The 26,859-nt window shown below is 58.9% G+C and carries 30 protein-coding genes and 1 tRNA gene; 23 read left to right on the forward strand and 8 right to left on the reverse strand.

Annotation, left to right across the window (positions count from 1 at the left end):
• The first annotated feature begins 11 nt into the window (after positions 1-11).
• The 4 genes from ACIQT8_RS03770 to ACIQT8_RS03785 all read left to right on the forward strand — a co-directional run bounded on the left by ACIQT8_RS03770 (position 12) and on the right by ACIQT8_RS03785 (position 3,350).
• Positions 12-1,496 carry an efflux transporter outer membrane subunit gene (locus tag ACIQT8_RS03770; RefSeq protein WP_400963629.1) on the forward strand — a complete coding sequence of 495 codons (1,485 nt, stop codon included), beginning with the start codon at positions 12-14 and terminating at the stop codon, positions 1,494-1,496.
• A complete protein-coding gene (locus ACIQT8_RS03775; RefSeq protein ID WP_400963632.1) occupies positions 1,493-2,698 on the forward strand; it encodes a multidrug effflux MFS transporter in 1,206 nt (401 codons plus the stop codon). Before ACIQT8_RS03770 ends, ACIQT8_RS03775 begins: the two co-directional genes overlap by 4 nt.
• A gap of 1 nt (position 2,699) precedes the next feature.
• The gene (locus tag ACIQT8_RS03780) at positions 2,700-2,909 is read left to right on the forward strand and encodes a hypothetical protein (protein WP_400963635.1); all 210 of its coding nucleotides are present in this window, start codon (positions 2,700-2,702) and stop codon (positions 2,907-2,909) included.
• Between the two features lie 237 nt (positions 2,910-3,146).
• On the forward strand, positions 3,147-3,350 hold the full coding sequence (locus ACIQT8_RS03785; protein ID WP_178340806.1) for a DUF4287 domain-containing protein: 204 nt from the start codon (positions 3,147-3,149) through the stop codon (positions 3,348-3,350).
• A gap of 38 nt (positions 3,351-3,388) precedes the next feature.
• Here ACIQT8_RS03785 and ACIQT8_RS03790 read toward each other — a convergent pair whose 3' ends face one another.
• A complete protein-coding gene (locus ACIQT8_RS03790; protein ID WP_400963640.1) occupies positions 3,389-4,171 on the reverse strand; it encodes a class I SAM-dependent methyltransferase in 783 nt (260 codons plus the stop codon).
• 181 nt (positions 4,172-4,352) lie between these two features.
• Here ACIQT8_RS03790 and ACIQT8_RS03795 point away from each other — a divergent pair, with 181 nt between their 5' ends.
• Positions 4,353-5,060 (forward strand): HAD family hydrolase, encoded by a 708-nt coding sequence (locus ACIQT8_RS03795; protein WP_400963643.1) that lies wholly within the window; start codon positions 4,353-4,355, stop codon positions 5,058-5,060.
• Between the two features lie 33 nt (positions 5,061-5,093).
• Here the strand turns inward: ACIQT8_RS03795 and ACIQT8_RS03800 are convergent, their stop codons facing one another.
• Complete coding sequence (locus ACIQT8_RS03800; protein WP_400963645.1) at positions 5,094-5,453, reverse strand: MerR family transcriptional regulator; 360 nt, start codon at positions 5,451-5,453, stop codon at positions 5,094-5,096.
• 83 nt (positions 5,454-5,536) lie between these two features.
• Here ACIQT8_RS03800 and ACIQT8_RS03805 point away from each other — a divergent pair, with 83 nt between their 5' ends.
• The 3 genes from ACIQT8_RS03805 to ACIQT8_RS03815 all read left to right on the forward strand — a co-directional run bounded on the left by ACIQT8_RS03805 (position 5,537) and on the right by ACIQT8_RS03815 (position 8,935).
• Entirely contained in the window at positions 5,537-6,349 is an 813-nt protein-coding gene (locus ACIQT8_RS03805; RefSeq protein WP_400963648.1) for an aminotransferase class IV family protein, read from the forward strand.
• 769 nt (positions 6,350-7,118) lie between these two features.
• A complete protein-coding gene (locus ACIQT8_RS03810) occupies positions 7,119-8,465 on the forward strand; it encodes a reverse transcriptase domain-containing protein (RefSeq protein WP_400963651.1) in 1,347 nt (448 codons plus the stop codon).
• Positions 8,466-8,596: 131 nt separating this feature from the next.
• Positions 8,597-8,935, forward strand: a complete 339-nt coding sequence (locus tag ACIQT8_RS03815) for a hypothetical protein (protein WP_400963654.1) — start codon at positions 8,597-8,599, stop codon at positions 8,933-8,935.
• A gap of 21 nt (positions 8,936-8,956) precedes the next feature.
• Here ACIQT8_RS03815 and ACIQT8_RS03820 read toward each other — a convergent pair whose 3' ends face one another.
• Positions 8,957-10,087 carry a citrate synthase family protein gene (locus ACIQT8_RS03820; RefSeq protein WP_400963657.1) on the reverse strand — a complete coding sequence of 377 codons (1,131 nt, stop codon included), beginning with the start codon at positions 10,085-10,087 and terminating at the stop codon, positions 8,957-8,959.
• Between the two features lie 91 nt (positions 10,088-10,178).
• Between ACIQT8_RS03820 and ACIQT8_RS03825 the strand changes: the two genes are divergently transcribed.
• Positions 10,179-11,504, forward strand: a complete 1,326-nt coding sequence (locus tag ACIQT8_RS03825) for a CoA transferase (protein ID WP_400963660.1) — start codon at positions 10,179-10,181, stop codon at positions 11,502-11,504.
• Between the two features lie 338 nt (positions 11,505-11,842).
• Here the strand turns inward: ACIQT8_RS03825 and ACIQT8_RS03830 are convergent, their stop codons facing one another.
• The 3 genes from ACIQT8_RS03830 to ACIQT8_RS03840 form a co-directional block, all read right to left on the reverse strand.
• Complete coding sequence (locus tag ACIQT8_RS03830) at positions 11,843-12,103, reverse strand: hypothetical protein (protein ID WP_138795045.1); 261 nt, start codon at positions 12,101-12,103, stop codon at positions 11,843-11,845.
• A gap of 85 nt (positions 12,104-12,188) precedes the next feature.
• Entirely contained in the window at positions 12,189-13,712 is a 1,524-nt protein-coding gene (locus ACIQT8_RS03835) for a D-alanyl-D-alanine carboxypeptidase family protein (RefSeq protein ID WP_138795046.1), read from the reverse strand.
• A 148-nt stretch (positions 13,713-13,860) separates the two neighbouring features.
• Positions 13,861-14,571, reverse strand: a complete 711-nt coding sequence (locus ACIQT8_RS03840; RefSeq protein WP_400963664.1) for a hypothetical protein — start codon at positions 14,569-14,571, stop codon at positions 13,861-13,863.
• A gap of 188 nt (positions 14,572-14,759) precedes the next feature.
• Between ACIQT8_RS03840 and ACIQT8_RS03845 the strand changes: the two genes are divergently transcribed.
• From ACIQT8_RS03845 to ACIQT8_RS03875, 7 genes are all read left to right on the forward strand, one after another.
• A complete protein-coding gene (locus ACIQT8_RS03845; RefSeq protein ID WP_138795048.1) occupies positions 14,760-15,026 on the forward strand; it encodes a hypothetical protein in 267 nt (88 codons plus the stop codon).
• A 28-nt stretch (positions 15,027-15,054) separates the two neighbouring features.
• A complete protein-coding gene (locus ACIQT8_RS03850; RefSeq protein ID WP_400963666.1) occupies positions 15,055-15,276 on the forward strand; it encodes a hypothetical protein in 222 nt (73 codons plus the stop codon).
• A 373-nt stretch (positions 15,277-15,649) separates the two neighbouring features.
• A complete protein-coding gene (locus ACIQT8_RS03855) occupies positions 15,650-15,886 on the forward strand; it encodes a hypothetical protein (protein WP_400963668.1) in 237 nt (78 codons plus the stop codon).
• Between the two features lie 87 nt (positions 15,887-15,973).
• Positions 15,974-16,216 (forward strand): hypothetical protein, encoded by a 243-nt coding sequence (locus ACIQT8_RS03860; RefSeq protein ID WP_400963670.1) that lies wholly within the window; start codon positions 15,974-15,976, stop codon positions 16,214-16,216.
• Between the two features lie 103 nt (positions 16,217-16,319).
• Positions 16,320-16,409: transfer RNA gene (locus tag ACIQT8_RS03865), tRNA-Ser, on the forward strand.
• Between the two features lie 256 nt (positions 16,410-16,665).
• Positions 16,666-17,859, forward strand: coding sequence for a DUF262 domain-containing protein (locus ACIQT8_RS03870; protein ID WP_400963673.1), 1,194 nt, complete (start codon positions 16,666-16,668; stop codon positions 17,857-17,859).
• 56 nt (positions 17,860-17,915) lie between these two features.
• A complete protein-coding gene (locus ACIQT8_RS03875) occupies positions 17,916-18,479 on the forward strand; it encodes a HEPN domain-containing protein (protein WP_400963676.1) in 564 nt (187 codons plus the stop codon).
• A gap of 99 nt (positions 18,480-18,578) precedes the next feature.
• On the opposite strand, the gene ACIQT8_RS03880 is transcribed toward ACIQT8_RS03875, so the two are convergent.
• Entirely contained in the window at positions 18,579-20,015 is a 1,437-nt protein-coding gene (locus tag ACIQT8_RS03880; protein ID WP_400963679.1) for a coniferyl aldehyde dehydrogenase, read from the reverse strand.
• 152 nt (positions 20,016-20,167) lie between these two features.
• Here ACIQT8_RS03880 and ACIQT8_RS03885 point away from each other — a divergent pair, with 152 nt between their 5' ends.
• Both ACIQT8_RS03885 and ACIQT8_RS03890 read left to right on the forward strand, forming a co-directional pair.
• The gene (locus tag ACIQT8_RS03885) at positions 20,168-20,779 is read left to right on the forward strand and encodes a DUF2239 family protein (protein ID WP_400963682.1); all 612 of its coding nucleotides are present in this window, start codon (positions 20,168-20,170) and stop codon (positions 20,777-20,779) included.
• Positions 20,776-21,690: an alpha/beta fold hydrolase gene (locus ACIQT8_RS03890; RefSeq protein ID WP_400963685.1), complete on the forward strand. Its 915-nt coding sequence runs from the start codon at positions 20,776-20,778 to the stop codon at positions 21,688-21,690. Before ACIQT8_RS03885 ends, ACIQT8_RS03890 begins: the two co-directional genes overlap by 4 nt.
• Positions 21,691-21,708: 18 nt before the next feature.
• Here ACIQT8_RS03890 and ACIQT8_RS03895 read toward each other — a convergent pair whose 3' ends face one another.
• Positions 21,709-22,611, reverse strand: a complete 903-nt coding sequence (locus tag ACIQT8_RS03895) for a LysR family transcriptional regulator (RefSeq protein WP_400963688.1) — start codon at positions 22,609-22,611, stop codon at positions 21,709-21,711.
• 137 nt (positions 22,612-22,748) lie between these two features.
• Here ACIQT8_RS03895 and ACIQT8_RS03900 point away from each other — a divergent pair, with 137 nt between their 5' ends.
• The 5 genes from ACIQT8_RS03900 (at position 22,749) to ACIQT8_RS03920 (ending at position 26,806) form a co-directional block, all read left to right on the forward strand.
• Positions 22,749-23,522, forward strand: coding sequence for an SDR family oxidoreductase (locus ACIQT8_RS03900; RefSeq protein WP_400963691.1), 774 nt, complete (start codon positions 22,749-22,751; stop codon positions 23,520-23,522).
• Positions 23,523-23,589: 67 nt separating this feature from the next.
• Positions 23,590-23,859, forward strand: a complete 270-nt coding sequence (locus tag ACIQT8_RS03905) for a hypothetical protein (protein WP_400963694.1) — start codon at positions 23,590-23,592, stop codon at positions 23,857-23,859.
• A 117-nt stretch (positions 23,860-23,976) separates the two neighbouring features.
• Complete coding sequence (locus tag ACIQT8_RS03910) at positions 23,977-24,159, forward strand: hypothetical protein (protein ID WP_138795059.1); 183 nt, start codon at positions 23,977-23,979, stop codon at positions 24,157-24,159.
• A 324-nt stretch (positions 24,160-24,483) separates the two neighbouring features.
• Positions 24,484-25,566 carry a septal ring lytic transglycosylase RlpA family protein gene (locus tag ACIQT8_RS03915; RefSeq protein WP_400963697.1) on the forward strand — a complete coding sequence of 361 codons (1,083 nt, stop codon included), beginning with the start codon at positions 24,484-24,486 and terminating at the stop codon, positions 25,564-25,566.
• A 67-nt stretch (positions 25,567-25,633) separates the two neighbouring features.
• Positions 25,634-26,806: a D-alanyl-D-alanine carboxypeptidase family protein gene (locus ACIQT8_RS03920; RefSeq protein WP_400964373.1), complete on the forward strand. Its 1,173-nt coding sequence runs from the start codon at positions 25,634-25,636 to the stop codon at positions 26,804-26,806.
• Positions 26,807-26,859 lie beyond the last annotated feature (53 nt).

Consider the following 26,859-nt stretch of genomic DNA (forward strand, 5'->3'; position numbering starts at 1 on the left):
GGAACGCTCATTTGCTCAATCCAACCTTCAAGCGCGGTCTTGCGACCTGCGTTAAGGCCTCCTCTGCGTCCATTTTGGCAGTTCTGCTTGCCGGATGTGTTGTCGGCCCTGACTACCAGAAGCCCAATCTTGTCGTGCCCGCCAGCTGGGGGGGCGGCGCGAAAGCCGGGGCGGCGGCGAAGAAACCCAACCTGACTGAGTGGTGGCGCCAGCTCAACGATCCCTTGCTGAACACGCTCGTTGCGCAGGCGGTGGACGGCAATCTGGATGTTGCCAGTGCAAAGGCCCGCATTCGCGAAGCCCGCGCCACCTATCGCCAGCAGACGGGGGCTTTCTACCCGAGCGTCAACGGTTCCGCGTCCGGCACGCGCAACCGCACGGCCAGCTCCGGTGAAACGGCCGTCTATAACCAGGCGCAGGCGGGGTTCGACGCGAGCTGGGAAATCGATCTGTTCGGCGGCAACCGGCGCTCGGCGGAAGCCGCGCGTTATGCGGCACAGGCGGCAGACGAAGATCTGGCGGATACGCTGGTGACACTGATCGGTGACGTCACGTCCTATTACGTTCAGGCGCGGCAATATCAGGCTCTGGTGGCGCTTTCCGAGCGCACCGCAAAATCGCAACGCCAGTCAGCCGTGCTGACCCGCGACCAGGTGCAGGCTGGGGCTGCAACGGGCGTGGACAGTGCAACGGCTGAAGGGCAGGCGGCTTCGACCGAGGCGGATATTCCTTCCTACCGCATTTCCTACATGCAGTCGGTCAACCGTCTCGCCGTGCTGCTTGGCAAGGCACCGTCAGAGCTGCAGCCGCTGATGGCGAAGGCCGGCAAGATACCCTCGCCGAAGATGGCGGCCGGTATAGGCATTCCGGCCGATGTCGTGACCGGACGTCCGGACGTCCGTTCGGCAGAACGTGCACTGGCGCAATACACCGCCAAGATCGGCAAGGCGGAAGCCGACCGCTACCCGTCGATCAGCCTTACCGGCGATATCGCCACGACGGCGAGCAGCGTTTCCGACCTCGGCAAAAAGTCGACGATCAGCTGGGCATTCGGGCCAAGTCTTTCCATTCCGATCTTCCAGGGCGGTCAGTTGAAGGCTGCCGTGGATGTGGCGAAGGCGCAGCGCGACCAGTATTTCGTAGCCTACCAGTCGGCCGTGCTGTCGGCGATGGAAGACGTGGAAAATGCGGTCGTGGCGTTGACGCAGTCGCAGCAGCGTCGCGCCAGACTGTCGGCCTCGGTGGCCGCCTACCGGAGAGCGGCCGAACTGTCGCGTCAGTTGAATGTCGATGGCGCAATCGACCGTCTGGACGTTCTCGAAGCCGAACGCTCGCTCTATTCGGCCGAGGAAGAGCTGATCTCAAGCCAGGCCAATATTGCCACCTATTACATTGCGCTTCACAAGGCGCTGGGTGGCGGCTGGACGGGCACGGTCGATGTCGAAAAACCGGCGGTGGTCGATCCGGCCAGCGGCCCGCGGGTGGCAATGCGATGACGATGGACACCGCGTCTCCCGCAACCTCCAGAGGCCATCTGGTCACCATACTGGTGCTCGGGGCGATGACAGCCGTCACGCCGCTCGCCACGGACATGTATCTGGCGGCGTTTCCGGCGATTGGAGCCGATCTTTCCGCCTCGGCCGGGCAGGTCCAGTTCAGCCTGTCGATCTTCTTCATCGGCATGGCGTTCGGCCAGCTCATCTATGGCACGCTGATCGACCGGTTCGGGCGCAAGCTGCCGTTGATGGCGGGTATGGCCGTCTTAACACTCAGTTCGGTCGCAATGCCGTTTGCGCCCGACATTGTCACTTTCAACGGGTTGCGTCTGTTGCAGGCGGTCGGGGCGTGCTCGGGCATGGTCATCGGCCGTGCCGCCATCAACGATCTGTTCGATGCCACCGAGGGCGCGCGTGTGCTCTCGCACATGATGCTGATCACCGGACTTGGGCCCATTCTGGCGCCGATCCTGGGCGGCTACATCCTGATCTCCTGGGGATGGCAGGCGATCTTTATGGCGCTTGCCGCCATTGCCGCCGCCAGCCTGGTTGCGATCGGCTTTGCCTTTCGCGAAACGCTGCCGCCGGAAAACCGCCAGCCGCAACAGATCGGCGAGACCGGCAGAACCTATCTCAAGCTGCTGAAGAACAGGCAGTTTGTTCTGTTCACCCTGGTCGGCTGCTTTGCGCTTGGCGGTCTCTTCGCCTTCATAACCGGATCGCCGCATGTGATGATGGACCTCTACGGTCTGTCGCAGCAAACCTATGGCTGGGTGTTCGCCGCCAACGCCGTGGCCATGGTCGTCGGCTCGCAGATCAACGGTTACCTGTTGCGCCGGCATCCGCTCGCGACCGTCCTGAAATACTCGCTGCTGCTCTTCGTCGTCACCGGCGCTGCAACGGTGGCGCTCTCGGGGGCGGCGCATCTCATCACCTTGATGATCCCGTTGACCCTGTGCCTTGCCAACGTGCCGGTCGTTGCTGCCAATTCCACCGCTATGGCGATGGCGGCCTGCGGCAAGGATGCGGGCGCGGCATCGGGAATACTCGGCGTTCTGCAGTTCGGCATCGCCGGACTGGTCAGCGGCCTCGTCGGCATGATGGCGAACAATTCGCCGCTGCCGATGACCGTGGTCATAGCGGCGGCAGCTATGGCGGCGTTTGCGTGTTTTGCCGGATTTCAGAAAAACAGGAGAGTTTGAAATGAGACGTCTCACCCTCGCAATCACTTGCGTTTTCGCAACGGCCTTTGCCCTGCCGGCCATCGCCCAGGAACCGCCGCGGCGCCAGCCGGCCAAACAGGTCGAACGCGGCCCGTCGAAAAAGCCGAAACTTCACTGCAAGACGGTGCTGGTAAAAGCCAAAGACCGCTTCGGCCGCCCGATCACCAAGAAGGAAAAGGTCTGCCGATAGGCAAAACCTGACCCGAGAGACTGATCTGCGCCTTTTCAGGTGCGACACATCAAAACCCCGTGGCGCGATGGCGCTGCGGGGTTTTCTGTCCTGGCGGCGATTGATGAGATGAGAACAAGCTCACAAGCACTGTACCGAAACATGCACCTCAAGCGTCAAATCGCGTCCACGGGCGGTGACACCGCGTTCTTTCGTGCTATCACTTGCCAGAAGAACCGTTCATGTCTGGGAGGTATCATGACAACCACTCCGGTAAAGGGCCCCGCATCCTACTTTCCGTCGATCGAAGCCAAATACGGGCGGCCGATTGCCGAGTGGAAAGAGCTGATCCGTGCCCAGAGCGGCAAGAAACACATGGAACTGGTCGCCTGGCTGAAACAGGAACACGGCATGGGCCATGGCCACGCCAACGCGCTGGTGGCGGATACGCTGCGGGAGTGAGGGGATGATCCCACAGCGACTTTCGCGTGGCAGGCGGCTTAAACCTCTCTGATCGTGCCCCATAGCACTTGCGAACGCACCGAAAAGCGCAGCGTCTGATCGGTGGCATGGGGCACCAGAACGTCGCGCAGCTCCGCACCGAACCGGGGCAAGAGTTCGCCAAGCCGAGATGGCGCGAATGTGTCTCTGGAATGCTGGCAGAGGATGAAGTCTTCGATGCTCTGCTCTACCGGCTCCGAACTGAAAAACTCCGTACCCTCGATATGCAGGAATGCCTTGTACTGCGAGCGTTTCTCGTCCTTCCGGTCGTGGTCGAACTCTTCGCCCGTGACGATGGGAACCCATTTCGCCAGAAATGATTGCCAGTCGTCCGCCCAGGCAGGCTCGAATGGCGTATCTCCCGTCACGATCGCGACCTTGTGGGGCTCGGATGCCAGCATCCTGAGCCGCGGAAACAGGCGGCTGTGATCCATCCAGTGAATACTTGCAGCAGCGACCATGAGGTCGAACCTGTCATGCGCCGCACTGTCGTAATCTTCAGCAAGACCAGTAACCCATCGAATATTCGCCGCCGTCCCACCCTCGAGCCGCCGGGCGAGATCGATCATGGCTTTCGAAGGGTCAACAGCAACGACGTCAGTGAAATACCGCGCCAGGGGGCGGCTGATTTTACCGGTCCCGCACCCCAGATCCAGAAGGCAATTGCGATGCGGGGTAATGGACAGAAGCCTGTCGTACACGCCTTGCGGATAGGCAGGGCGGTGGATGTAATTCTCCACAACCAGGGGGTCCTCGAAGGATACTCCATGCCGCTCGATCATTCTCAGCTCCATATCTGTTTCAGCCGAGAACGGTTCTTTAGCCGCTCCTCATGATCGACAGATGACGGACGGCTGATCATCAGATTTTTTGAGATTCTGCATTTGGGGACCAAGCCTCAAATGCCGGTCACATGAACGCGATAGGACGTCATTGGTTATCGCGCTGGGTGGGAGAAACAGCATGGCGTCGCACTACATTCTCTGGGATTTCGAGGGAACACTGGCGAGGCGGCGCGGACGATTTGCCGAGGCACTTCGAACGTCTGCTATGTCGGTTGATCCGAATTTCGAAACATCTTCAGACGATTTGAAGCCATACCTTTCGACGGTGCTTCCGTGGAACAGCCCTGATCGGGGCCATCATTTTACAACTCAAGAGGCTTGGTGGGCTCCACTGCGGAGTGCAAGTATGCAGGCATTGCTTGCTCATGGACTGCGTGTTGACCTGGCAGAACAAGCGTCAGCAAATCTGCGAATGACTTACCTCAATTTGGCATATTGGGATTTGCTTCCCCATGCGGCAGAAACGCTGCAGAGGCTTTCGGTTAGAGGCTGGAGGCACGCTATACTGTCAAACTTTGCACCGGACCTGCAGCAGATCGTTGAAGGTCTCGGTATTGCCGGCAGCTTCGACCGCATATTTTCATCCGGCTCACTTGGTCATGAAAAACCCTCACCCGACAGCTTTTCCCGCGTCGTCGCCGAACTCGCGCCAGCGCAGGTCGTCTGGATGATAGGCGACAATGTGAAGGCAGATATCGAGGGCGGCAAAGCTGCGGGCCTGTCAACAATCCTGATTGGCGAGGAGCAATCTTATGACGGGCTGTCAGTAACTCAACTTGGCGAGGTGCCTGATTTGATTGGGCAACCCAAGCTGACATCGCAGTAGCGACCGACTGGTTTCAGACAAGGCTCCCCGCGCTCATTTCAGCCTTGTGTCAATCTCGCTCATCAGGTCGGAGAGGAGGGTACGGCTTTCTGTGAGTGCGGCCATCTGCTGGTCGACGCCGTCGAGGTGTTTTTGCAGGATGGCGCGCAGTTCGTCGCAGGGTTCGAATTCGTCGCGGCCGTCGAGGGAGCAGGGCAGGAATTGCTGGATGACCGGCAGTGTCATTCCGCAGGCGCCGAGCTTCCTGATCCTTGTGATCGTGGCAAGTTCTTCTGTGCCGTAGTCGCGGTAACCGGCGGCGGTTCGACCGGGCGTCAGCAGGCCCTGTTCTTCGTAATATCGCAGCATCCGGATGCTGATGCCGGTCCGCTCTGCCATGTCGCCAATCTTCATGTTTTCACCCTTGACCCTAACAGTGCTGTCAGCGTCTATAGGATTTGCTCGTCAATGCAAACACATCTGAGGAGCAAGAGACTATGCAAGACCATCCTTCCTTCGTGACCATGCTGGATGGAAACGAGGCGACCGCGACGGATCTGTCGCCGCTGGCCTTTGCGGGCTTTGCCCATTTTACCGCAATGCAGGTTCGTGATGGCAAGGTGCGGGGGCTGGACCTGCATCTCACACGCCTTCGCACCGCCTCGATGGCGATGTTTGGCCGCGCGCAGAGCGATGCCGACATCAGCCGTTTTCTGCGCATGGCGGTTGCGGCCGGGCCGCAGAACCTTTCTCTGACCGCCACTGTGTTTTCGCGGCATGGGGAGTTCACAGCGCAAGCGTCTTATGACGATCCGGCCATCTTGGTGCGGAGCTTTCCGGCATCGTCGGGTCCGGGCGGACCTGTCGCGCTGGATGTCGTTCACCACCAGAGGGCGCTTGCCAGCATCAAGCAGGTGGGTGAGCCAATGAAGACCTACGCGATGCGTCAGGCTGCGCGCAACGGCTTTGACGATGCCGTGTTTGTCGATCAACAGGGGCGTCTGGCCGAAGCCAGCATCTGGAATCTGGCGTTCTGGGATGGGCAAACGGTGATATGGCCGAAGGCCGATATCCTGCACGGCGTCACCATGCAGATCGTCGAGCGACAGCTTGCGAAACTCGGCATCCGCACCCGAACGGAAGACATCAGCCTTGCAGACGCCGAAAGCTTTGCCGGCGCCGCGCTGATGAATTCATGGACGCCCGGTGTCGCAATCCGCAGGATCGGTTCGTTTGAGATACCCGTGTCGGACGCGTTCAACACCTTGCTTCACGCCGCCTATCAGGCAGAACCGGCAGTGCGGATTTGAACCGGCAAAGGCTGCGAAGCGGGAAGGCAGATGCGACAGGGTCGCGCAAAAGCGCTGGCGGCCGCTGCGAGAGTGAAGGGTTGATAGTTCGAAGCGACCGCGCCGAGGCCAAGTACACTGCTGCCCGGAAACCTACCCTCAAGTTGTTTTTATGTTGACCAAAGAAAACCGTGGGATAACACACCAGCTATACTTGAACATCCGATGGTAGTCGTTCTACATTGTTTATGTATTCATGGTTGCCATGGCGTCGGACGTGAAGCTGGACCTGTCCATGCGGATCACGCGCCAAGCAGACCACGCCAAGGTGGCAGTTGCTGCCGAGGTGTCTGTAGTCGCGGCTCTGCCGTGCGCAGTGGATGTGTCGTACCTGACTGTTGGTTCTGAAGCTGTGAATACGCCGCCTTTGGGCGGTCCCCAAACAGCAGATAGCCATTTAAAGCGGCGGGCGCGGCCGGGGCCGGAAACGCTTGACATTGCCAAAAACCTGTTAGGGTGGAAGGTGACGAAATGTGTGGATTTGCCTCGAAAAACCGGCTCGTCGGAGCTGGCTTACCGGCCTGCGCGGCTTCGCGTTGGTCGCAGCGTTCATGGTTGCCATGGCGTCGGACGTGAAGCTGGACCTGTCCATGCGGATCACGCGCCAAGCAGACCACGCCAAGGTGGCAGTTGCTGCCGAGGTGTCTGTAGTCGCGGCTCTGCCGTGCGCAGTGGATGGGTGCCTGTCAACGGTCGGGATAGTATGTGCGGGGACCCGAGCGGAGAAACCATGGCATCACTTATACAAGACGTGCGCTCAGAACAGAACGTTTTTTCAGCATGGCGGCACGTCAAGAAAAACGCATTAAACTCTCCGAAGGGCGATATTCGAGGTGCAGCGTCAGAGTTTGAGCACTCGCACCAAAGGCATATCCGCCGTATCATCACACAATTACGCGAAGACCGGTTCAATTTCGATCCTGTTACGGGTGTACTAAAGGACGCCAAGAAGAGAATTGCAGCCGGAAAAGATCCCCGACCAATTGCAATTGCCACTCTGAAAAACAGAATTGTTCAGCGTGCAATTTTGCAGGTTTTACAGCCAAGGAGGGCGATTGACCCAAAGGATGTCAACGTTCGATACGAAGTGGAATTCGACCATCGATTAGGGAAAATCAACGAGGTAAACCGATCAAAGTTCGGAGTTGGTGGCCTTATGTATCCTTATGGAGGCGTCGAACCTGCCATCAAATTAGTTCGTGAAGCAATAGATAGCGGTTCGAATTATTTCTACCAATCCGATATAAGGTCTTTCTTCAGTCACATCCCGACTAAACAAGTCGTTCAGTTCGTTCGCACTCAAACGAAAGACGATGCTCTCTCTGATCTTTTTGAACGCGCATTAGCCGTTCACCTGGGCAATGAAGACGAGCTCAAAGGCTATTCTTCTCTTTTTCCAAAAGGTGGTATTGGCGTTGCTCAAGGCTCGTCACTGTCAGCGTTCGCTGGAAATGTTCTCCTATATGATCTCGATCATCAATTGAATAAGAACGGCGTTACGGCCGTTAGATACATTGATGACATTTTAATGGTGGCTGCTGATGAGGGAGCATTGGATGCGGCAGTAAAGCACGCCGACCATACACTTCGTTCCTTTGGATTTGGACTGTATGCGCCTGCAAAAGGAAGCGATAAGGCTGCAAGAGGTGAATGCAGTGATGCCATCAATTTTTTAGGCTGTACTATCCAGCCAAAGCGATGCGTACCAAGTGCTGCTTCCGTCAGTCGGCTCAAAGATGAGATCAACAAGTCACTATCTGAATCTAAGGCTGCGATCCAAAGCTTTCTGCGCAGTAACAAAGCCTTAGCCTCAAAATCATCCAAGACGGCTACATTAGATATTGTGGGTAAGCGTATTTATGGTTGGCAAAAAGCATTCTCGTTTTGCACAGACTCCCATCCCTTCGAGCAACTCGATGATTTTGTCTCCAGACAAGTCCACGATTATGAAGCATTCGTAATGCGTAACTTGAGTGGCACTAAGGGTGCCGCCCGTATGAGAGTCCTTGGAATACCCTCAACTATGGAAATGTTTTTTAGCGACAGAGTGAGAAAGAATAGTCGGATGGGAGTATAACTCATCGCTGCGGCAGGTGAGGTAAAGCCCATATGAAGTCTAGTACAAACACAGCATCTTTTGGCGCCGTTTTGAACCCAGAGACTTGCGGTGTAAGCTTGGCGATCGTTGCAGACCTGTGGAGGTGGTCCATGCCGCGTTTTCTAGCCGTTTACACCATGACGCCCGAAGACCTCGCGGCCTTTCGGCGGATGCCGAAATCCGAGCAGGATGCTGTTGATGCCGTCGGCGTCAGGGCATGGGCGGCGTGGGAGGAGAAAAACGCCGCGTCCATTCTGGATCGCGGCGGGATGGTGGGCAAGACGACGCGCGTTAGCAGAAATGGCATACAGGCTGCGGTCAATCCGTTCTGCGGTTATCTGGTGGTTGAGGCTGAGAGCGCCGACGCCGCCGCACGGCTTTTTCAGGACCACCCGCACATCACCGTCTTTCCCGGCGACGGCGTGGATATCATGCCCTTTGTCACGTGATGTCTTTGATGAGTGACATGGCTACACGCTCCCGCGATAACGTGCGCGTGGGCGGATGATTTCGCCGGTTTTCTGTTGTTCGATGGCGTGGGCGATCCAGCCGATCAGTCTTCCGGTTGCGAAGATCGTGAAGGCGGCATCGTCGGGCAGTTTGTGCACCAGGCTCAAGGCGGCGAGGGCGGCGTCTATGTTGGGTGGAATGCCGAGTTCACTGGAGAGCGCCCGGACTGCGGCGACCGGGGATGCTGTTGCGCCGAGGCGGGCGAGGATGAGGCGTGCCCTTGGATCACCCTCCGGGTAGAGCGGATGGCCAAAGCCGTAACCATAGGGTGACTGGTCGGCGTGGTCATTGAGGAAGGCCAGCATTTTGCCGCTCTCCGTGGCTTGCAGCGCCACCCGCGCCAGCGCGGCGACACCGCCGTGCCGCGGGCCGCTGAGTGTGGCGAGACCGGAGAGCAGGGCGGCCGGAAGGCTTGCGCCCGTTGATGCGGCAATGCGCACGGCGAAGGTGGAGGGGTTCAATTCGTGGTCGCTCAGCAGCACCAGGGCGCGGCGCACATCGTCACAGCCGGATGCATCCAGACCCCAGCTCTGCCCGAGGCGCAGGTGGATCGGTCCCGATGCTGATTTGCCGAGGAGGGCATTGGCGACCAGTGACATCAGCCTGCCGCCCTGTTTCGTAGCCGCATCCGGCTTCAGTTCCGGTGCCGCCGGCACCTCCCGGCTGAGAACCTCCAACGCGCGGCCGAGCGGACTGGGCAGGGATGACGCCACCTCGCTCTCCGGCGCATCGACCGCACTGACGGCCCACAGATGTGCCGCCATATCCTCAAGCGTGAAATGCTTCGCGCAGTGTTCGATCGACAGGCCGCGCAGCCAGAGCATGCCGTCGCGCACCTCTGAAATGGCGGTGGAAAGCACGGGCTCGCCCCATCTGATCGCCTGTTCGGCAATCTCCGCGCGGGCGCGGGGACGCCGGTTCTGTTGCAGCAGGGCATCCACATCCGGGCGTGCATAAAGGCTGCGGCGCGCGTCCTCGGCATCCGCTTCGGCCCGCACCTGACCACGGCTGACATAGGCATAAAGCGTCTGCGGTTTGACGCCGAGCATCGCACAGGCCGTCTGGGCGTCGATCCAGTCAAGAGAATTCATATTGATTATATTGATCAAGATTTACAGCCGGTCAACTCGGCGGTCTCATGCGCCAATCACACATTGAAGGCAGGCAGCGATGGAGGCGAAGGTGACGCAGGATTTCGACAGGGAGATCAACGAGGCGCTGGGGCGCGAGTTTGCCCCTGCAGCAGAGGTGTCACGCCACGGTGACGGCGAGTTACCGTCGTGTTTCCGGGTGTCCGATCTGGCGGAGGCCTCGGTGCGCGCAGCCGCAGGCGAGCTTGCGGGACTGACAGGTGCGCGGTCGGTTTCGGTTGACCGCCGGTTGTCGCTGATGTGGTTCAGCATGAGCCTTCGCCCTGCCGGCTGGAGCCTGCCGTCGATCTGGGACCCGATTGCCGGTGATTACCGCGCAGCCGATGGCTGGATCAGGCTGCACACCAATGCGCCGCACCACCGCCACGCCGCGCTGCAGGTGCTGGACTGCGCCGGTGACAGGGAGAGCGTTTCAGGGGAGGTTGCGGCCCGGAACAAGGACGAGCTGGAAGCGGCGATCGTGGCAGCAGGCGGTGCGGCGGCCGCCATGCGCAGCCTCGAGGAATGGAGGACGCATCCGCAAGGGCAGGCGGTGGCGGCAGAACCGCTGATCCGGTGGCGAGAGATCGGGCAGGGACGCAGGATCACCGGTCTTGGTGGCCTGCGGGTGCTGGACCTGACCCGCGTTCTGGCCGGGCCGGTGGCAACGCGGTTTCTGGCGGGTTTCGGTGCTGAGGTGCTGCGCATCGATCCACCCGACTGGAACGAACCGGCCGTGGAACCGGAGGTGACGGTGGGCAAACGCCGCGCCGGGCTGAACCTGCACCGTGCCGAGGACCGCCGCACCTTTGAAGCCCTGCTCTCAGAGGCCGATGTGCTGGTGCATGGCTACCGCCCCGGTGCGCTGGAAAAGCTCGGTTATGGCGATGAAGAGCGCCAGCGCCTGTCACCCGGCCTGATCGATGTCTGCCTTGATGCCTATGGCTGGTGCGGGCCCTGGGCGGGCAGGCGTGGTTTCGACAGTCTGGTGCAGATGAGTTGCGGCATTGCCGATGAAGGCATGACACGATCCGGCGGCGCTCAACCGGTGCCGCTTCCGGTTCAGGCGCTTGACCATGCGACGGGCTATCTGATCGCCGCAGCCGTGCTGCGCGCCCTGCGCCATGCACAGGCAACCGGAACGAGGTTTTCCGCCCGCCTGTCGCTTGCCAGAACGGCGGCCTTGCTGACGGGCGCCGGTGCCCGGCCATTTCAGGGATCGAAACTCGAGGACAGAGATGCCGATCTGGCTCCTGCTCTGGAACAAACATCCTGGGGACCGGCGAGGCGGCTGACCTTCCCGGTTCGCGTCGATGGCAAAGGACCGGAATGGGCGCTGCCGGCGGGCCTGCTGCGCATCGATGCGGCGCGCTGGTGAACACGCGGCGTCCTTCCTCCATCGACATGGCGAGAGCAGATCGCTTTCCTTCTGGCTTGCTCCGCCGCGTTCCGTCAGCGCAGCCGAACGCGGCTTCCGCGCGGGAATTGGCGGGATGCGAGCGCCTAGCGCAGGCCAGCGGCCATGTGGCTTCGCGTCGCCGTGCTTGCAAACAACATCGCCGACCGTGCCCACCTGATAACGATGACAAGAACGCCTGACTGAGAAACGGGCCGGCAGGGCAGGTGCGCCATGCCCATTCCGGCTGAAGAGACAAAAAACCCCGCGGAACCGATGGCGCCGCGGGGTTTTGTGATTCCTGTTCGGACAGTCGCGTTTCAGCGCAGCTTCATGTGAATGGGCGCGCGGCCGGAGCGGCCGGAAATGTGAAGATGGATCTTCGCTTCCGGCTGGTTGCTGCGCCATGCGCGGGCGCCGTGGGAAAGCAGCAGGTTGACCAGATCACGCGTCTTATGCCGGGAACGGTTGAGGCCGATATCGGCAATGCGCATTGCGGCCTCATGAATGGGGTGCAGAACGGAAAGGCTGCCCTGACCGTTGCCTGCTGCAATGTCCGAAAAATTCTCGTTGATTGCCATCTTTGAACGCCTCGTTACACAATACAAATTCGAGGGGATTTGAGCGGCGCCAAAACCTTGAGGCACCGCCCGTTCAGGGTGACGACTACTGTGCCGAGGCCCAGCAGCTTACGCCTTTCTTCTTCAACGCATTACACGCATTGACCGCAGCGTTCTGACCATCGAAGCCACCGAAGCGGGCGCGGTAGAACTGGGAACCGTCCTTGTTGAAGGCGACGGTGAAGGGCTTGGCAGAGCGCAGTGCCGCGCCGCCTTTTTCCTGTGCCGACTGCAACAGGTTGCGGGCCGAGGTTTCGTCTGGCGAAGCGCCGATCTGGATGACCCAGCCACTGGCCGGTGCTTCCATCTTCGGGGCAATGGCCGGCTTGGCTGCAGAGGCTGCAACGGACGCGGTGACGATGTTGTCGACCTTGGTGGAGTTGGTGATCAGGCTGCGATCCGGCGCAATCGGGGCGACTGGAACGGGTGCCTGGGTCTTTGCCTTCTGGCGGGTCGTTGCCATTTCCATGGCGTTGACAGCCGCGTTGGAAGACGAACCGGCAAAGGCGCTGACAGGGGCTTCATCGCCGTAACGGGCCTGCGGAACCGGGCCGGAGTGCGGCAGACCGCCAGCGGAGGCTGCGGCAACCGGTGCGGAAGGCACAGCGGCAGCAATGGCAACCGGTGCGGCTGGTGCAATCGGCTCCTCAATCGGCGCGGAACGCGTCTGGGCAATCAGGTTGGAGTTACCGCCACGCGAAGCCTGCGGCAGATAGGTGGCAACCAGCTTGCGCATGGTGGCATCACGGGCTGCGCTGGAACGGCCACCGAGAACAACGGCGACGATGGAGCGGCCATCAAGCTGTGCCGAGGTTGCAAGGTTGGAGCCTGCAGCGCGGGTGTAACCGGTCTTGATACCGTCAACGCCCTTGACCGTGCCAACCAGACGATTGTGGTTGCCGATGACCTGCTTACCGAAGGTAAAGGTGCGGGTGTTGAAGTAACCGTAATATTGCGGGTAGTGCTGGCGAAGGGCGATACCGAGACGGGCCTGATCGCGTGCCGTGGTCATCTGCGCGGTGTTCGGCAGGCCATTGGCATTGCGGTAGGTCGTGCGGGTCATGCCGAGAGCGCGTGCCTTTGCCGTCATCATGCGGGCGAAACGATCTTCCGATCCGCCGAGATATTCGCCAAGTGCGGTTGCCATATCGTTTGCAGAGCGGGTGACCAGCGCCAGAATGGCCTGTTCAACCGTGATGCTGCCACCGGCGCGAACGCCGAGCTTGGAAGGCGGCTCCTTTGCGGCATTGGCCGAAACCGGAACCTTGGAGTCGAGAGAGATACGACCGGAGCTCAACGCTTCAAACGTAAGATAAAGCGTCATCATCTTGGTCAGCGAGGCCGGATAGCGCAGACCGTCGGGGTCTTCGCCATACAGAACCTTGCCTGTTTTCGCATCGATGACGATGCCGGCATACTTCGGTTCTGCCTGTGCGGTCTGAACGGATGTTGCGGCCATGAACGCCGCAGCAAGGGTCAACGCAACGAACCTGACGAAAGACTTCACACCCGCTTTGCGCACATGTGCTCCAGATAGAATTTTCAACACCGCTGAACTCTTCAATCGCATATTCATAATCCGCTCGGACACGCCCCGCCCGAACTCTATGGGTCGGAACTTTATCGAGATGGCGTTACCAAGTGGTTTATGAAGGGTATCCGGATTCCATAAAATGCGACTTTTCGAGTGCATTGCGGGACGGGGCTTCCCGCAGTATTCAGCCTTTATTGAGGCGGGCCTCGACATAAGTTTTCAGTGCCTGGTCGAGTTTTTGCCATTGCGGCAAGAGGCGTGCGGAAAAGCGGTAGAAGATCGTCAGATCCTGACCGGCGCGAATATCCCGCTGGCAATCGTTTCCTGTTGATTCCTCGGGCTTTTGCGGCAAAAGGCAGCGCACCACAAAGTCGGTTTCGCCGTCACGCTTACCAGTCAGAATGACTTCCTTGCCGTAACCGGAATCGGCTTTCAGGCGGTGCAGCATCAGGCCGTAACGCAGGGGCAGGGGCTCTCCTTCCGCCAGCCGCGCGTAGATCGGCAGGAAGCGGCCGGACATATCCTCCGACATGGTGCTGCGCGATATCTGTATGAAGATAAGGTCGGCCGTGCTGTCCGGATTATCGAAAACCTTGCGATTCGCTTCGCCATATCCGCCGAGCTCCGGCCAGGTCAGATAAAGATCGACCCGGTCCGATTCGCCATCCTGGCGCTGCGCGGGCACGCGGATGGTGTTTTTGGCTAGCTGCAGCCTGTCATTGCCAATGGTAACGGTGACGGGATCGGTCGAGGTCGTGTGCCCGGCATTGAGGATCTGGTCGCCGTACCAGCCCGCCGCAAACCACAGCGCCGCCAGAAGAACAAGGAACAGGGCTGCAAAAGCGGAGAGTACGAGGCGGAAACGGGAAGAGAAGAAGGGCGTTTCGTTCTGCATGGGCCCCTCAAGACGTCCACGGCGATAAAACTGTCCGAAAAGATTGGCGCGACCGCAGCCGGCATGCGCGCCTGCTGGCCGCAGAGGACAGGGGATTCGGCCACTCTTTACTCTTAACGTCCGGCCCGAACCATTGAAATGACCATTCGTCGCTGCTACCTGACCTTTGACAGTAAAAAGGACGGCAAATGGCAGCGCGCGACAGATATTCCCGGAAACTCGAATGTTCGAAGTGCGGCCACCAGGGTTTTGCCGAAGCCTCGGAACTGGATGACAAGCGTTTGCCGGATGTGGACTTCCGCATTGACGAGATGCCAAGGGGGTTTCGCGCCGAGCGTCCTTCCGGCAATCCTTCGGAATACATGATACGCTGCGCACAATGCGGCAATATATTCCGCTTTCTGCAAAAGACCGCCTATGCACCGGGCGGCGAACCGCGTGCGAGAGCGCGCTGACACGCACTGAACGAAGGGCAGGAGAAAGATGGCTGTCGAACAAGGCCCACCACCCCCGCCACGACCACCCCGCAAGAAAGCCATGTGGCCGTGGATTGTGCTGCTGGTTCTGACGCTGTGCGCGATCTATTCCTATAACCGGGCCACGGAAATCATCGCCGAGCTTTCCGATACGCTGCCGCCCGCCATTATCGATCTGTTCGAAGACCTGCTGCGTTATGACGGGCACCGCCCGGGCATTGACGTCTGAGGCATCTGGCGGGCTTGAGACACGCAAGCCCGAAATAAAAAAGCCCCGCGATAAGCGGGGCAAGGTTGATCGCTCGGGGAAAGTTGGGCAATGCCCGGGAGCGATGAATAATGAATAGCTCATTATGTCGTGGATGAGATAGGTCACATACGTCCCAATCGGTACGCTTTGCCAAAAAACATGTCAGCACCCCCGACCCATCGTGCACGGCGGGTTTGCGCACCCGGCTATTTGCCACTGAAAAGGGCGGTTTGCGGCGCTGCGCTGCGCAATTTCGTGCCACTATGATACAAAACTGTCTCACGCCCCGATATATTAACTACCGCTTAATCAATGACTTGCGGAAGCAGGGGAGTAATGGCAATCTGCCGTCATGCAGCAAATCCAACCCCCACGTTTTGCAGTTGACCAGACGGCCCGGATCGCCGAATGCCGGGAAACGTTTATTGCTGCCGCGCGGGCCCTGATCGTCAATGCCGTGGCAAATGGCTGGCGGGAAGAAGAGGCGGCGCTGGCGCTGGCCGATGCCGCCGACGATTACGTTCTCTACCTTGCCTCGACACCCGTTTCGAACCGCAAGCCGGCCAATCAGAACAAGCTTCCCGTCTGAAACACGCCCGGCAGATGCCCAGCCGTATCCTTTGCATTGCAAAAATCCGAGACCGTTTCCGGCATAAACTGTTGCAATGGCGCCGGGATGGTCGCAGGTTTGCACGCGGCACTGGATTTGCCCGGTCGCCTCGAATTGCACACATTTGGACATATCATCACGCCCATGCGCAGACGAATGGACAAGTCGGGTTTGGTTTTTGTCGGGCTTCTGCTGGTACTGATCGCGATCGTGCTGAGCATCGCCTTCTTCGAAACCAGCCAGCAGATACCGGCCGTCCCCACAGGACAAGGCTCCCTCCTGCCACCGGGCACCACGCCGGGGCAATAAGCTCTCTGCAGATCACCGGTGGATTATGACGGGGCGGGGCGCATCATGGCGTTAGCGGGATTGACGGCTTTTTTCAAACCGCTATAAAGCCTCACCACTGCAGGGATGGGTGTCCGAGTGGTTTAAGGAACCGGTCTTGAAAACCGGCGTGCGTGAGAGCGTACCGTGGGTTCGAATCCCACCCCATCTGCCATTTTTGTTTCCTGACATTTCTACTTTTTCTCATTCAGCGAAATTCCTTTTATGCAAATCCGAATGGAGCTTGCTTCTGAAAATCGTGCACCTGCGGTTAGGCTTACCATCAATTTCACAACTCAAAATTCCCAGTCTAAAAGCACCTGCCTTTTCTAGATTTTTTAACTACATAAGAAGTAGTGAAATTTTGCGGGGTGCAACTAAGGGCTTTAGTTGTCAGAGTTCGCGGAAGAATATCGTGAAGGACGTGCGAAATGGTTATGGATAAATCACAAATTGACTGGGACGACCGAGATCAATTCGAAGACGACTCCGCGTTGGAAAACGAAGACGATATTAAAGTTTCCGCGAACGATTTCGAGAGATTGTTAATCGCCCCAAGCGATTGGACCGTTAGTACCATTTACGATCTAATTGGCAAACAACTCCAACTTGATCCGGCTTATCAAAGGCGGAATGTGTGGCAAGGTAAAGCGAAGTCGCAATTCATTGAGTCTCTTCTGTTGGGCATTCCGATCCCACAAATCTTGTTAGCCTCGAAAGCTGGCCAAAAAAATTCGTTCTTAGTCTTGGATGGAAAGCAGCGTCTAACGACAATTAAAGAGTTTATTGATGGCAAGTTTTTAGATGGTCGACAGTTCAGACTGAAAGACCTGCGTATCCTCAAAGAATTGGATGGCAAAAGCTGGAATGACCTAGAGAAAGACGCTGAGTGGGGAGACAGGCTGAGAAATGAACCTCTTCGCACGACCGTACTCCGTGGTTGGGAAAGCGAATCTGTCCTTTATGAGATTTTCTACAGGTTGAACTCTGGCAGCGTTAAGCTCTCCCCCATGGAGCTACGGATGTCTCTCCTGCCAGGCGAATTTTTGAAGTTTATCATTGCTTGGACAGAAACGATTGGGCCCATCCATCACTTACTGCGCAAGCGGCAACCAGATGCACGTATGTCTGACGTAGAGTTATCAATTCGCTATCTCGCGTTCAGAGATCAGAAAACACAGTATGCAGGCGATCTAAAATTTTTCCTTGATGAATTTTGCCAAATCAAGAACGGCGAGTTTGCCGCCGACGCTAATCAGGAAAACTATTATCAGGGGCTGCTGTCAGAGATGAATGACGCTATCGATATTGGGATCGCCGAGTTTGGTGAGCGAGCATTCTGTAGGAAGTTTAGCAGCGGACAGTATGAAACACGTTTCAATCGTGCCGTATTTGATGTTTTAGTGGGCTCGCTCTCCAATAACGCAGTTAAACAATGGGTCGCATCAAGTGCCGGCGAAATGAGAACGCTGTATGAAAAAGTCTGTAATGCTCACCCCGAGTTTGTTAAGTCGGTTGAGTCTACAACGAAATCTCCGGCAGCAACTTTTACGCGATTCAGCGTGTGGTATGAGGCGATTAAGCAAGCGACCGGAGTGCAACTCAAGCTTCCCGACATCAAATGAAGTCCCCCACGCCACATTATAAGTCCTTAGTGCGTAGTATACGGAAGGCCAAGCTCGTGGCCGGCGGAGTAAACCTGCTTGGATGCGAGACAGATTTGCAGCACCTAAAACTGCAGGCTTATATACTTCTTTGCCACTCAGCACTTGAGCAATACCTCGAGGAGCTCGGACTCGCAGCAGCGCAGAAAGCTCGTGCCAGATTTACCAATGATGGGACTATCACGAGAACGTTGGTCGCTCTAATTTCTTCGAAGTTGGTTGATGATTTGCCAGAAAAAAGCAAACTGAAGTTGACTGCGGAATTATCTTCCAACGTGGAGGAGTTTTCTAAGGAAGCATTCAACAGATATCGCGCTGCAGTCACATCAAACAACGGAATAACAGATAAAGATCAAGCAAAATTGCTCGTGCCTATCGGCGTCGACCCAGATTCAATAGACTTAATTTTGAAGAATAATTTGGATCAATTTGGCAAGAAACGCGGGGACGTTGCTCATAAATTCAAAGTGCAACGTACTGATACCTTAACGGCAGTGGACACTGACCTCAACACAATCGTAAGCGGCATCTTAGCTTACGACCAAGCCGTTTGTGATGCCCTCAAATTGCGTATGCGTTGAATCACTCGCATTTAATCTCCTAGGCGAGCGCTTTCCGTTTGCGCTTTCCTTGGAGACGATATGATCCGCATATGCAACTGTGCTACACTGCTCCCCAAACTACCTCCCACCCCTCCATCCTAGCAAAAACGCCAAAGACGCGTCTGCCAGTCTGCCAAACGGTGGGCGGAGCAGTTTGGGGAGGTTCCAGCGGCTTTGGGTGAAGATGCCTTTGGCGTGGCTCATGGTGCGGAAGCCTTCTATGCCGTGGTAGGCGCCCATGCCGCTTGGGCCTATGCCGCCGAAGGGCAGGTCGTCCTGGGCGACGTGGATCATGGTGTGGTTGATGCCGACATTGCCTGATGTGGTGGCGCTGAGCAGCGTTTCGCAATCGGCATCCTGCTTGCCGAAATAATAGAGCGCCAGCGGGCGGGGGCGGGCGTTTATGTGGGTGATGACCTCATCGATGGTCTGCCATGTCCGCACGGGCAGGATCGGCCCGAAGATTTCCTCCTGCATCACGGCCATGTCGTCGGTCGTATCGAGGATGAGCGTGGGCGCAAGGGTTTTGGGCCTGTCGGCAGCGGACTGGGGTTTGACGCCGACCTCGTGGATGCGGGCGCCTTTCTGTCTTGCGTCGTCGATCAGGCCCGTGAGGCGTTGATAATGCCGGTCGCTGATGATGGAGGTGAAATCCTTGCCGGTCGGGCCATCGGGGTAGGCGCGGGCGACTGTGCCATCATATCCCGCAACGAAGGCATCAAGATCCTCCGCATGCACGAGTGCGTAATCCGGGGCAACGCAGGTTTGCCCGGCGTTCGAGAGTTTGCCGAACGCCAGACTTCCAAGCGTGTGCCTGTCGACGTGACCGCGTGCGATGATGGCGGGGCTTTTGCCGCCCAGTTCCAGCGTGACCGGCACGAGGTTTTCACTGGCGGCCTTCATGACCATGCGGCCGACCTGCGTGCTTCCGGTAAACAGCAGATGATCGAAGGGAAGGCGGCTGAATTCGGCACCGGCTTCCGGCCCACCCAGCACGACCGAGACCTCCTCGGCGGAAAATGCTTCCGCCAGCATGGTGCGAATCAATTCGCTGATGCGCGGCGTCAGTTCGGATGGTTTCAGCATGGCGCGATTGCCAGCGGCAAGAGCCGTGGCAAGCGGGATCATCGTCAGCGAAAACGGGTAGTTCCACGGCGCCATGATGCCGATGACACCCTTTGGCTGATAGGTCACAGAGGCATGCCCGCCCTGATAGAGGATATCGACATGACGCCGCTCCGGTTTCATGAAGCGGGGCAGGTTGCGGCTGAGATAATCGATCGACTGGATAACGCCGACCAGTTCCATGAGATCGGTTTCGTGGTGCGAGCGATGGCCGAAATCCTGGGAAATGGCATCGCCAATTGCCCGACGATGGGCAAGAACGGCAGCGCGCAGCCGTGAGAGCCGCGCCCTGCGCAGCGCAAGATCGGGCGGGCCATCCTGCAGAAACGCCCGGCGCTGACGCTCCAGCACATTCATCATATCCAACGTTATTTCTGCGGCTTGCGTCATGGCATCCAACCCCTGGGCTTTGCATGGTTCATAGCATCCACCCGCTGATGCCACGAGAGGCAGTTTTCCACGCGTCTGTTTTTACCCGGATAGAATTGACGCGATAATTATACCCGGGTATTAATCCACACATTCAGTTGAGTGAGCGCGCCATGCCCGATACCCAGAACAAATCCTGCACAGCATTTTCCGGCCATAGGATGATGGCAAAGGGCGCTCTGGCGGACGTGGCCGTTGCGCTGAAACGTGCAGGGGACGCGACGGACAGCCTGCTGGTGTTTGACGATGCGACGGGCCGCATCATCGACCTTGATCTTCGCGGCAGTGAAACAGAGGTGGTGCAGCGTGTACGCCAGATGTCGCAGGCACCGGAGATATCAGGGGAGGCGCAGGACCAGAAGGGCCGGGGGCGACCGAAACTCGGCGTTGTCGCCCGCGAGGTGACATTGCTGCCGCGACAATGGGAGTGGTTGGCGGCGCAGCCCGGCGGCGCCTCTGCGGCGTTGCGGCGTCTTGTGGATGATGCCCGCAAGGCAACCCAGCCACACCAGCAGAAGCGGCTTTCACAGGAGGCCGCCTATCGGTTCATGCACGCCATGGCCGGGGATCTTCCCGGTTACGAGGACGCGACGCGCGCTCTGTTTGCCGATGACCTGAAAGCGCTGGAAGGGCGCATCGCCACCTGGCCCGACGATATCAGGGCTTACGCGTTGCAGCTCGCCTGTGCGCCAGTCGATGCCACGAACGGACCAAGTGAGACATGACCCTGACGATCACCAAAGCCAATGGCATCGAGATTGCCTGGGAGAGTTTCGGCAACCCAGGTGATGAAACGTTCCTGCTGATTTCGGGCCTTGGCACACAGATGATCCGCTGGACGACAGGCTTTTGCGAAGGGCTGGCGGCTCGGGGCTACCGGGTCATCCGCTTCGACAACCGGGATGCCGGCTGCTCCACGCATTTCACCAGCTCTGCCGTGCCGGATTTCGCTACACTGGCGTCCACGCTGATGGCCGGAGGCCAACCCGTCGTGCCCTACAGGCTTGATGATATGGCAGCAGATGCAATCGGGCTTCTGGATGCGCTCGGTATTGAGCGGGTGCATGTCGCGGGACGTTCGATGGGCGGCATGATCGCGCAGATCATGGCGAGTGAGAATGCCGCGCGGACCCTGTCTCTCACCTCGATCATGTCGAGCACCGGCAACCCGGCCTTGCCGCAGGCTGCGCCCGAGGTGATGGCGATGATGATGCGTCCGGCACCCGATCCCGCTGTCGATCCCGATGGCTTTCTGACGGTGCGGCTTGCCTTTGCGCGGAAGATCGCCGGAACGGCTTGTCCGTTCGACGAAGCATCGCTTGCGGCAATCCTGATGGAAGAGGCAAGGCGCAGCCACGATCCCGCCGGCGTTGCGCGGCAGATTGCTGCAATGGCCGTGGCAGGCGACCGGCGGGCCCGTCTGGCAACAATCACGGCACCGGCACTCGTCATTCACGGAACGGATGATCCGCTGATCCTGCCCGCCTGCGGCGAGGAAACGGCGGCCTCGATCCCCGGTGCGCGCTACATGCCGGTGGAGGGCATGGGCCACGACCTGCCCGATCCATTCGCCGAGGTGGTGACCGACGCGATGTGCGATCTGGCGAGCAACAGCTCCCTGCGTTCGGGCGCGTGATAGCGCACATCCGTCTGCCTAAGCCAGAAGCTGCCGCTTGAGCAGGGTTTCCAGCCAGTCTGCGAAGACCTGCAGGCGGCGGGAGAGGTGTTGGCGGTGGGGGTAGAGCAGGGCCATGGGCATGGCTTCGGCACGGTGGCCGGGCATGACTTCGACCAGTTCACCGGCCTCCAGGTGGGCGCGCACGTCATAAGCCGGGATCTGGATCAGGCCGAGACCGGCGAGTGCGCAGGCAATATAGGCTTCGGCGCTGTTGGTGGTGACGCGGCCGCGCGTGGCGCTGGTGCGCAACACACCGTCCTCCATCCACTCCCAATCCTCGACCCGGCCGCTGGAGGGTGAGGCGTAATTCACCGCCCAGTGACGTTCAAGATCGTCAGGTGTCTGCGGCTTTCCGTACCGGGCCAGATAGTCGGGGCTCGCAACGTTGATGAGCGGCAATCTGCCGATCGGTCGTGCAATCAGCCCGGAGTCGCGCAACGGCCCGACGCGCAGCACACAATCGACGCTGTCTTCAATGAGGTTGATGGCCCGGTCGGTGACACCGAGATCGATGTCGATCTGCGGGTAAAGATCGAGAAAGCCGGGCAGGGCAGGCGCGATGATCAACCGGCCAATGCGGCCCGGCACGTCGATCCGGAGACGGCCGGATGGTTGTGCCGTCGTCTGGCGGAAGAGGTTTTCCGTCTCCTCTACATCGGCGATGACCCGCTGGCAGCGTTCATAGAAGGCAACGCCATCCTGCGTGGGTGAAACGCTGCGCGTGGTGCGGTGAAGCAGCCGCGCACCGACACGTCCTTCCAGCTCCTGTACCGCTGCCGAGACCGAGGACCGGGGCACACCGAGCATATCGGCGGCGCGGGTGAAGCTGGAGCATTCAACAACACGCGCAAAGATGCGGAAGAGGTCGATACGGTCCAAGATGCGGGCACCCTTATTGTGCGGATTTCCTGACAAGTGATGTCAGAACGACTGCCTTTATCGGCCAATCCTAGACGATATGGTTCCTGCATGAAAGCGGTCGCAATGCGGCCGCCCATTGGCAAAGGAGGCCACCCATGACCGATCACAGCATCAAGGGCAAAACCGTAATCATTGCCGGCGGCGCGAAAAACCTGGGCGGGCTGATTGCCCGCGATCTGGCCGCGCATGGCGCGAAAGCCATCGCAGTCCACTATAACAGCGCCGCCACCAAGGCGGATGCCGAGGCAACGGTGGCGGCCATCAAGGCGGCCGGTGCCGAGGCTGTCGCACTTCAGGCAGACCTGACGACGGCGGGCGCGATGGAACGGCTGTTTGCCGATGCGGTCGCCGCCATCGGCCGGCCGGATATTGCCATCAACACCGTCGGCAAGGTCCTGAAAAAGCCGATCCTCGATATCTCCGAGGCCGAATATGACGACATGAGCGCGGTCAACGCCAAGACGGCCTTCTTCTTCATCAAGGAAGCGGGGAAGCACCTGAACGACAACGGCAAGCTGGTGACGCTGGTAACCTCGCTGCTTGGCGCCTATACGCCATTCTATGCGAGCTATGCCGGCACCAAGGCGCCGGTGGAGCATTTTACCCGCGCCGCCTCCAAGGAGTTCGGCCAACGCGGTATCTCGGTGACCGCGATCGGGCCCGGGCCGATGGATACGCCGTTCTTCTACCCCGCTGAAGGCGCGGATGCCGTGGCCTACCACAAGACCGCCGCCGCACTTTCCGGTTTTTCGAAGACCGGCTTGACCGATATCGCCGATATCGTGCCCTATATCCGCTTCATGGTTTCCGATGGCTGGTGGATGACGGGCCAGACCATTCTGGTCAACGGCGGTTACACCACCAAGTGACATCACGGCGCGGCCTGTCCATCCGGCAGGCCGCGTTCTTCAAGAGGGCAAAGGGCGAGGGCAAGACATGCACATGGTATCAGTCATCGGTGGCGGCGCGGTTCTGTTGGGTCTGTTTGCCCTGTTCGGCAAACTCTGGGGTGGCGATACCGCTGGCATCGTCACCGGAGCGAAATGGTTCGTGCCCGTGTGGCTGGTCATGTCGCTCGTCAACATGACGGTTGGGGTGACCAAAGCCGGCTACACGATTGCCCAGGAACTGCCGATCCTGCTCGTGGTGTTCGCCGTGCCGGCCGTGCTGGCGGCAGGGCTGATCTGGCAACTGGCGAAGACGTGATGGCTGGCGGTGCTGCGGCAGCCAATTCGTTGTCTGACAAGCGTCGATAAGCGGTTGAGAGTTTCAATCCTGCCTTTATAAAATCCTTCGGAAATATGATTCTCGAAGGGGCTATTTATGTGGATTGAAGTCACCGCTGTTGGCAACAGTCAGAAGTTTGCAATCAACTTCGATCACGTGCTGCAGATCCTGCCTTTGGCACAGGGCGCGATGATCGTTCGTGGACCGAACGACCGTGTGCAGGTGATGGAAAGCTACGACTATCTGGTGGCCCGTCTGCACGCTGCAACATCGAAATAAGGCATTTCAGGCCAATCTGGGCCATGTGTGCCGCAAAAATCCCGCCGGATTGGCGGGATCGGGTGTCTTTACACCAATTTTCCGACTAAACTACTGTAATAAAAGCATTTTACGCAGATTGCCCCACCGCAAAGGTGGTTCATTTTGCAACACTTCATTAACCACGTTCGTTACAATTTTATCGATTTTGCAGAAGTCGTTCGCATTTTCGCCACGTTATGCACAAGATTAAACGACTGTTAGGTGCTTCGATGGCAGGGGCAATGCAATCGAAGTAAAAGAGGGTGCGGTTCACCGACCTGCAAGCAGCGTGGGACAGACGATTTGAATTCTCCGGTTAAGAAACTCGGCATCAACGCCAAGTCGGGCGTTAAGTTGCTTGCGATTTCCGTGCTGTGCGCTGCGGCAGCGTCGTGCTCGACCACCTCAGAAACCAAACCGAAGCAAAAGCGCAGCAAAGAGTATTTCTCCGAATCGGAATACGGCGTGAAGGCCAGCCCGCGTGTGGCTGATGGCCACAACATTCCCAAGGGCGGCGGCCGCGAACTGGTCGGCAACGCCTACACGGTGAAGGGACGTCGTTATTTCCCGAAGGAAGAGCCGGGCTACAACAAGACCGGCCTTGCATCCTGGTACGGCTCCGCATTCCACGGTCGCCTGACGGCGAACGGCGAAGTCTACGACAAGGAACACCTGTCTGCCGCGCATCCGACATTCCCGCTGCCCAGCTATGCCCGCATCACCAACATGGAAAACGGCTCCTCGGTTCTGGTGCGCGTCAACGATCGCGGTCCTTTCCATGAAGGACGCCTGATCGACGTTTCCAGCAAGACCGCCGACCTTCTCGACATGAAGAGAACCGGCACCGCGAATGTCCGCGTGCAATATGCCGGACGTGCGCCGCTCGACGGCCACGACATGCCTTACCTGATGGCCTCGTACATTCCGAAGGGCTCGCGCGCTCCAGGCGTTGCACCTGAAGGCCAGATCGCCACCGGCGTGATGGTGGCTTCGGCCTCTCCGAATTTCGTTCCGGTTCCGGCGTCCAGCCCGTCTTACAGCGGCTCGACCCAGACGGCGCTGGTCGGTTCCAAGAAGAATGCCGCCCTGCAGGCCATGCCGCTGGTCAACAACGCGCCGCAGACGTTTGAGCAGTTCGTCGTTCTTCCGGAAATCGGTCCGTTCCTGGCCGAGCGCCCAGATGGTGACTTCCTGCGTGCGCCCAACGATCCCGGCGGTCATTACCTGCGGGTTCCGACGCCATCGTCCAAATATGCCGCCGCCTATTCCGAGGAAGCGTCCGTTTCCAAGGCATCCCAGGCCTTCGACAGCGTTCTGACAGATCGCGGTGCGCTTAACGAAGAGTCCATTCTCGCTTACGTAAAGCGTCAGAACGCGAAGCGCTGACGGTCAAAGTGAATTTTCTGCCGCCGTTATCTGAACGGCGGCCATGCGGGGCGACATGGGCGGCGATCTGGGCAAGGCATTCCAACGGTCATTCATCCGGCTTTCCGTTGTGCTTGCAGTCGCTGTTGCCGGCAGCACAGGCGCTGGCGCCCAGACAGCCCCCTTCATTGCCAAGGCCGAACAGGCCTATATGATCGATGCCGAAACCGGCACGGTGCTTCTGACCCAGAATGAAAGCCAGAATTTCCCTCCCGCATCGCTTGCCAAGCTGATGACGGTCGAGGTGATGCTGGATGCGCTGAAAAAGGGCGAGGTTTCCGCCGAGACGCAATATCCCGTTTCCGAATATGCCTGGCGAACGGGCGGGGCGCCCTCCAGAACCTCGACGATGTTCGCGCAGCTCAAATCCTCCGTCGGCATCAACGATCTCCTGACCGGCATCATCGTGCAGAACGCCAATGATGGCTGCATCATCGTGGCCGAAGGCATGGCGGGGTCGGATGCGGCCTTTGCCAAGCGCATGACGACACGGGCGGCAGAACTTGGCATGAACCGCAGCACCTTTGCCAACTCCACCGGTTTGCCCGACCCCGGCAACCAGACAACGGCGAAGGACATGGTGCGGCTCGCCCAGCATCTGCATGATACCTATCCGGATCAGTACGGGCTTTTCACCAAGCCGGATTTCGAATGGAACCGGATTTTCCAGCGCAACAAGAACACGCTGCTGGCGCTTGGGGTTGGCATTGACGGCATGGGCCTCGGTTTTGCCGAAGGCAGTGGCTACGCCGCCGTGGTTTCGGCCGGGCGTGACGGACGGCGCGTTTATCTGGCGCTTGCCGGCATTGCCGACGAAAAGACCCGTCAGGAAGAAGCCCGCCGGGTGGTGGACTGGGGCCTGACGAACTTCGAGAAACGCCATCTCTTTACAAAGGGGGAGGCGGTCGGCTCGGTCAGCGTCTATGGCGGCGATGTCTCGCATATCGATCTGGCGCCGGGTGAAGACATCAGCGTGCTGGTGCCGGTCAACAATCCCGATCGGCTTTCCGGCCGCATCGTCTACAACTGGCCGCTTCGCGCGCCGCTGGAAAATGGCGCCAATGCCGGCACGCTTCGGGTATTTTCGGGCGAACGGCTGCTGCGCGAAGTGCCGCTTTACGCCACCACGGCGGTGGGCAAGGGCACCCTGACCCAGAATGCCATGGGCGCACTGAAAGAACTGCTGCTCTTCTGGCTTTGAACGCGGCTGTTTTACAAGCCGGCGATATGGTCTAAACAGAACCCGGATTCAAA

The sequence above is a fragment of the Agrobacterium sp. NPDC090273 genome, from assembly GCF_044772305.1.
In the GTDB taxonomy this organism is placed as follows: domain Bacteria; phylum Pseudomonadota; class Alphaproteobacteria; order Rhizobiales; family Rhizobiaceae; genus Agrobacterium.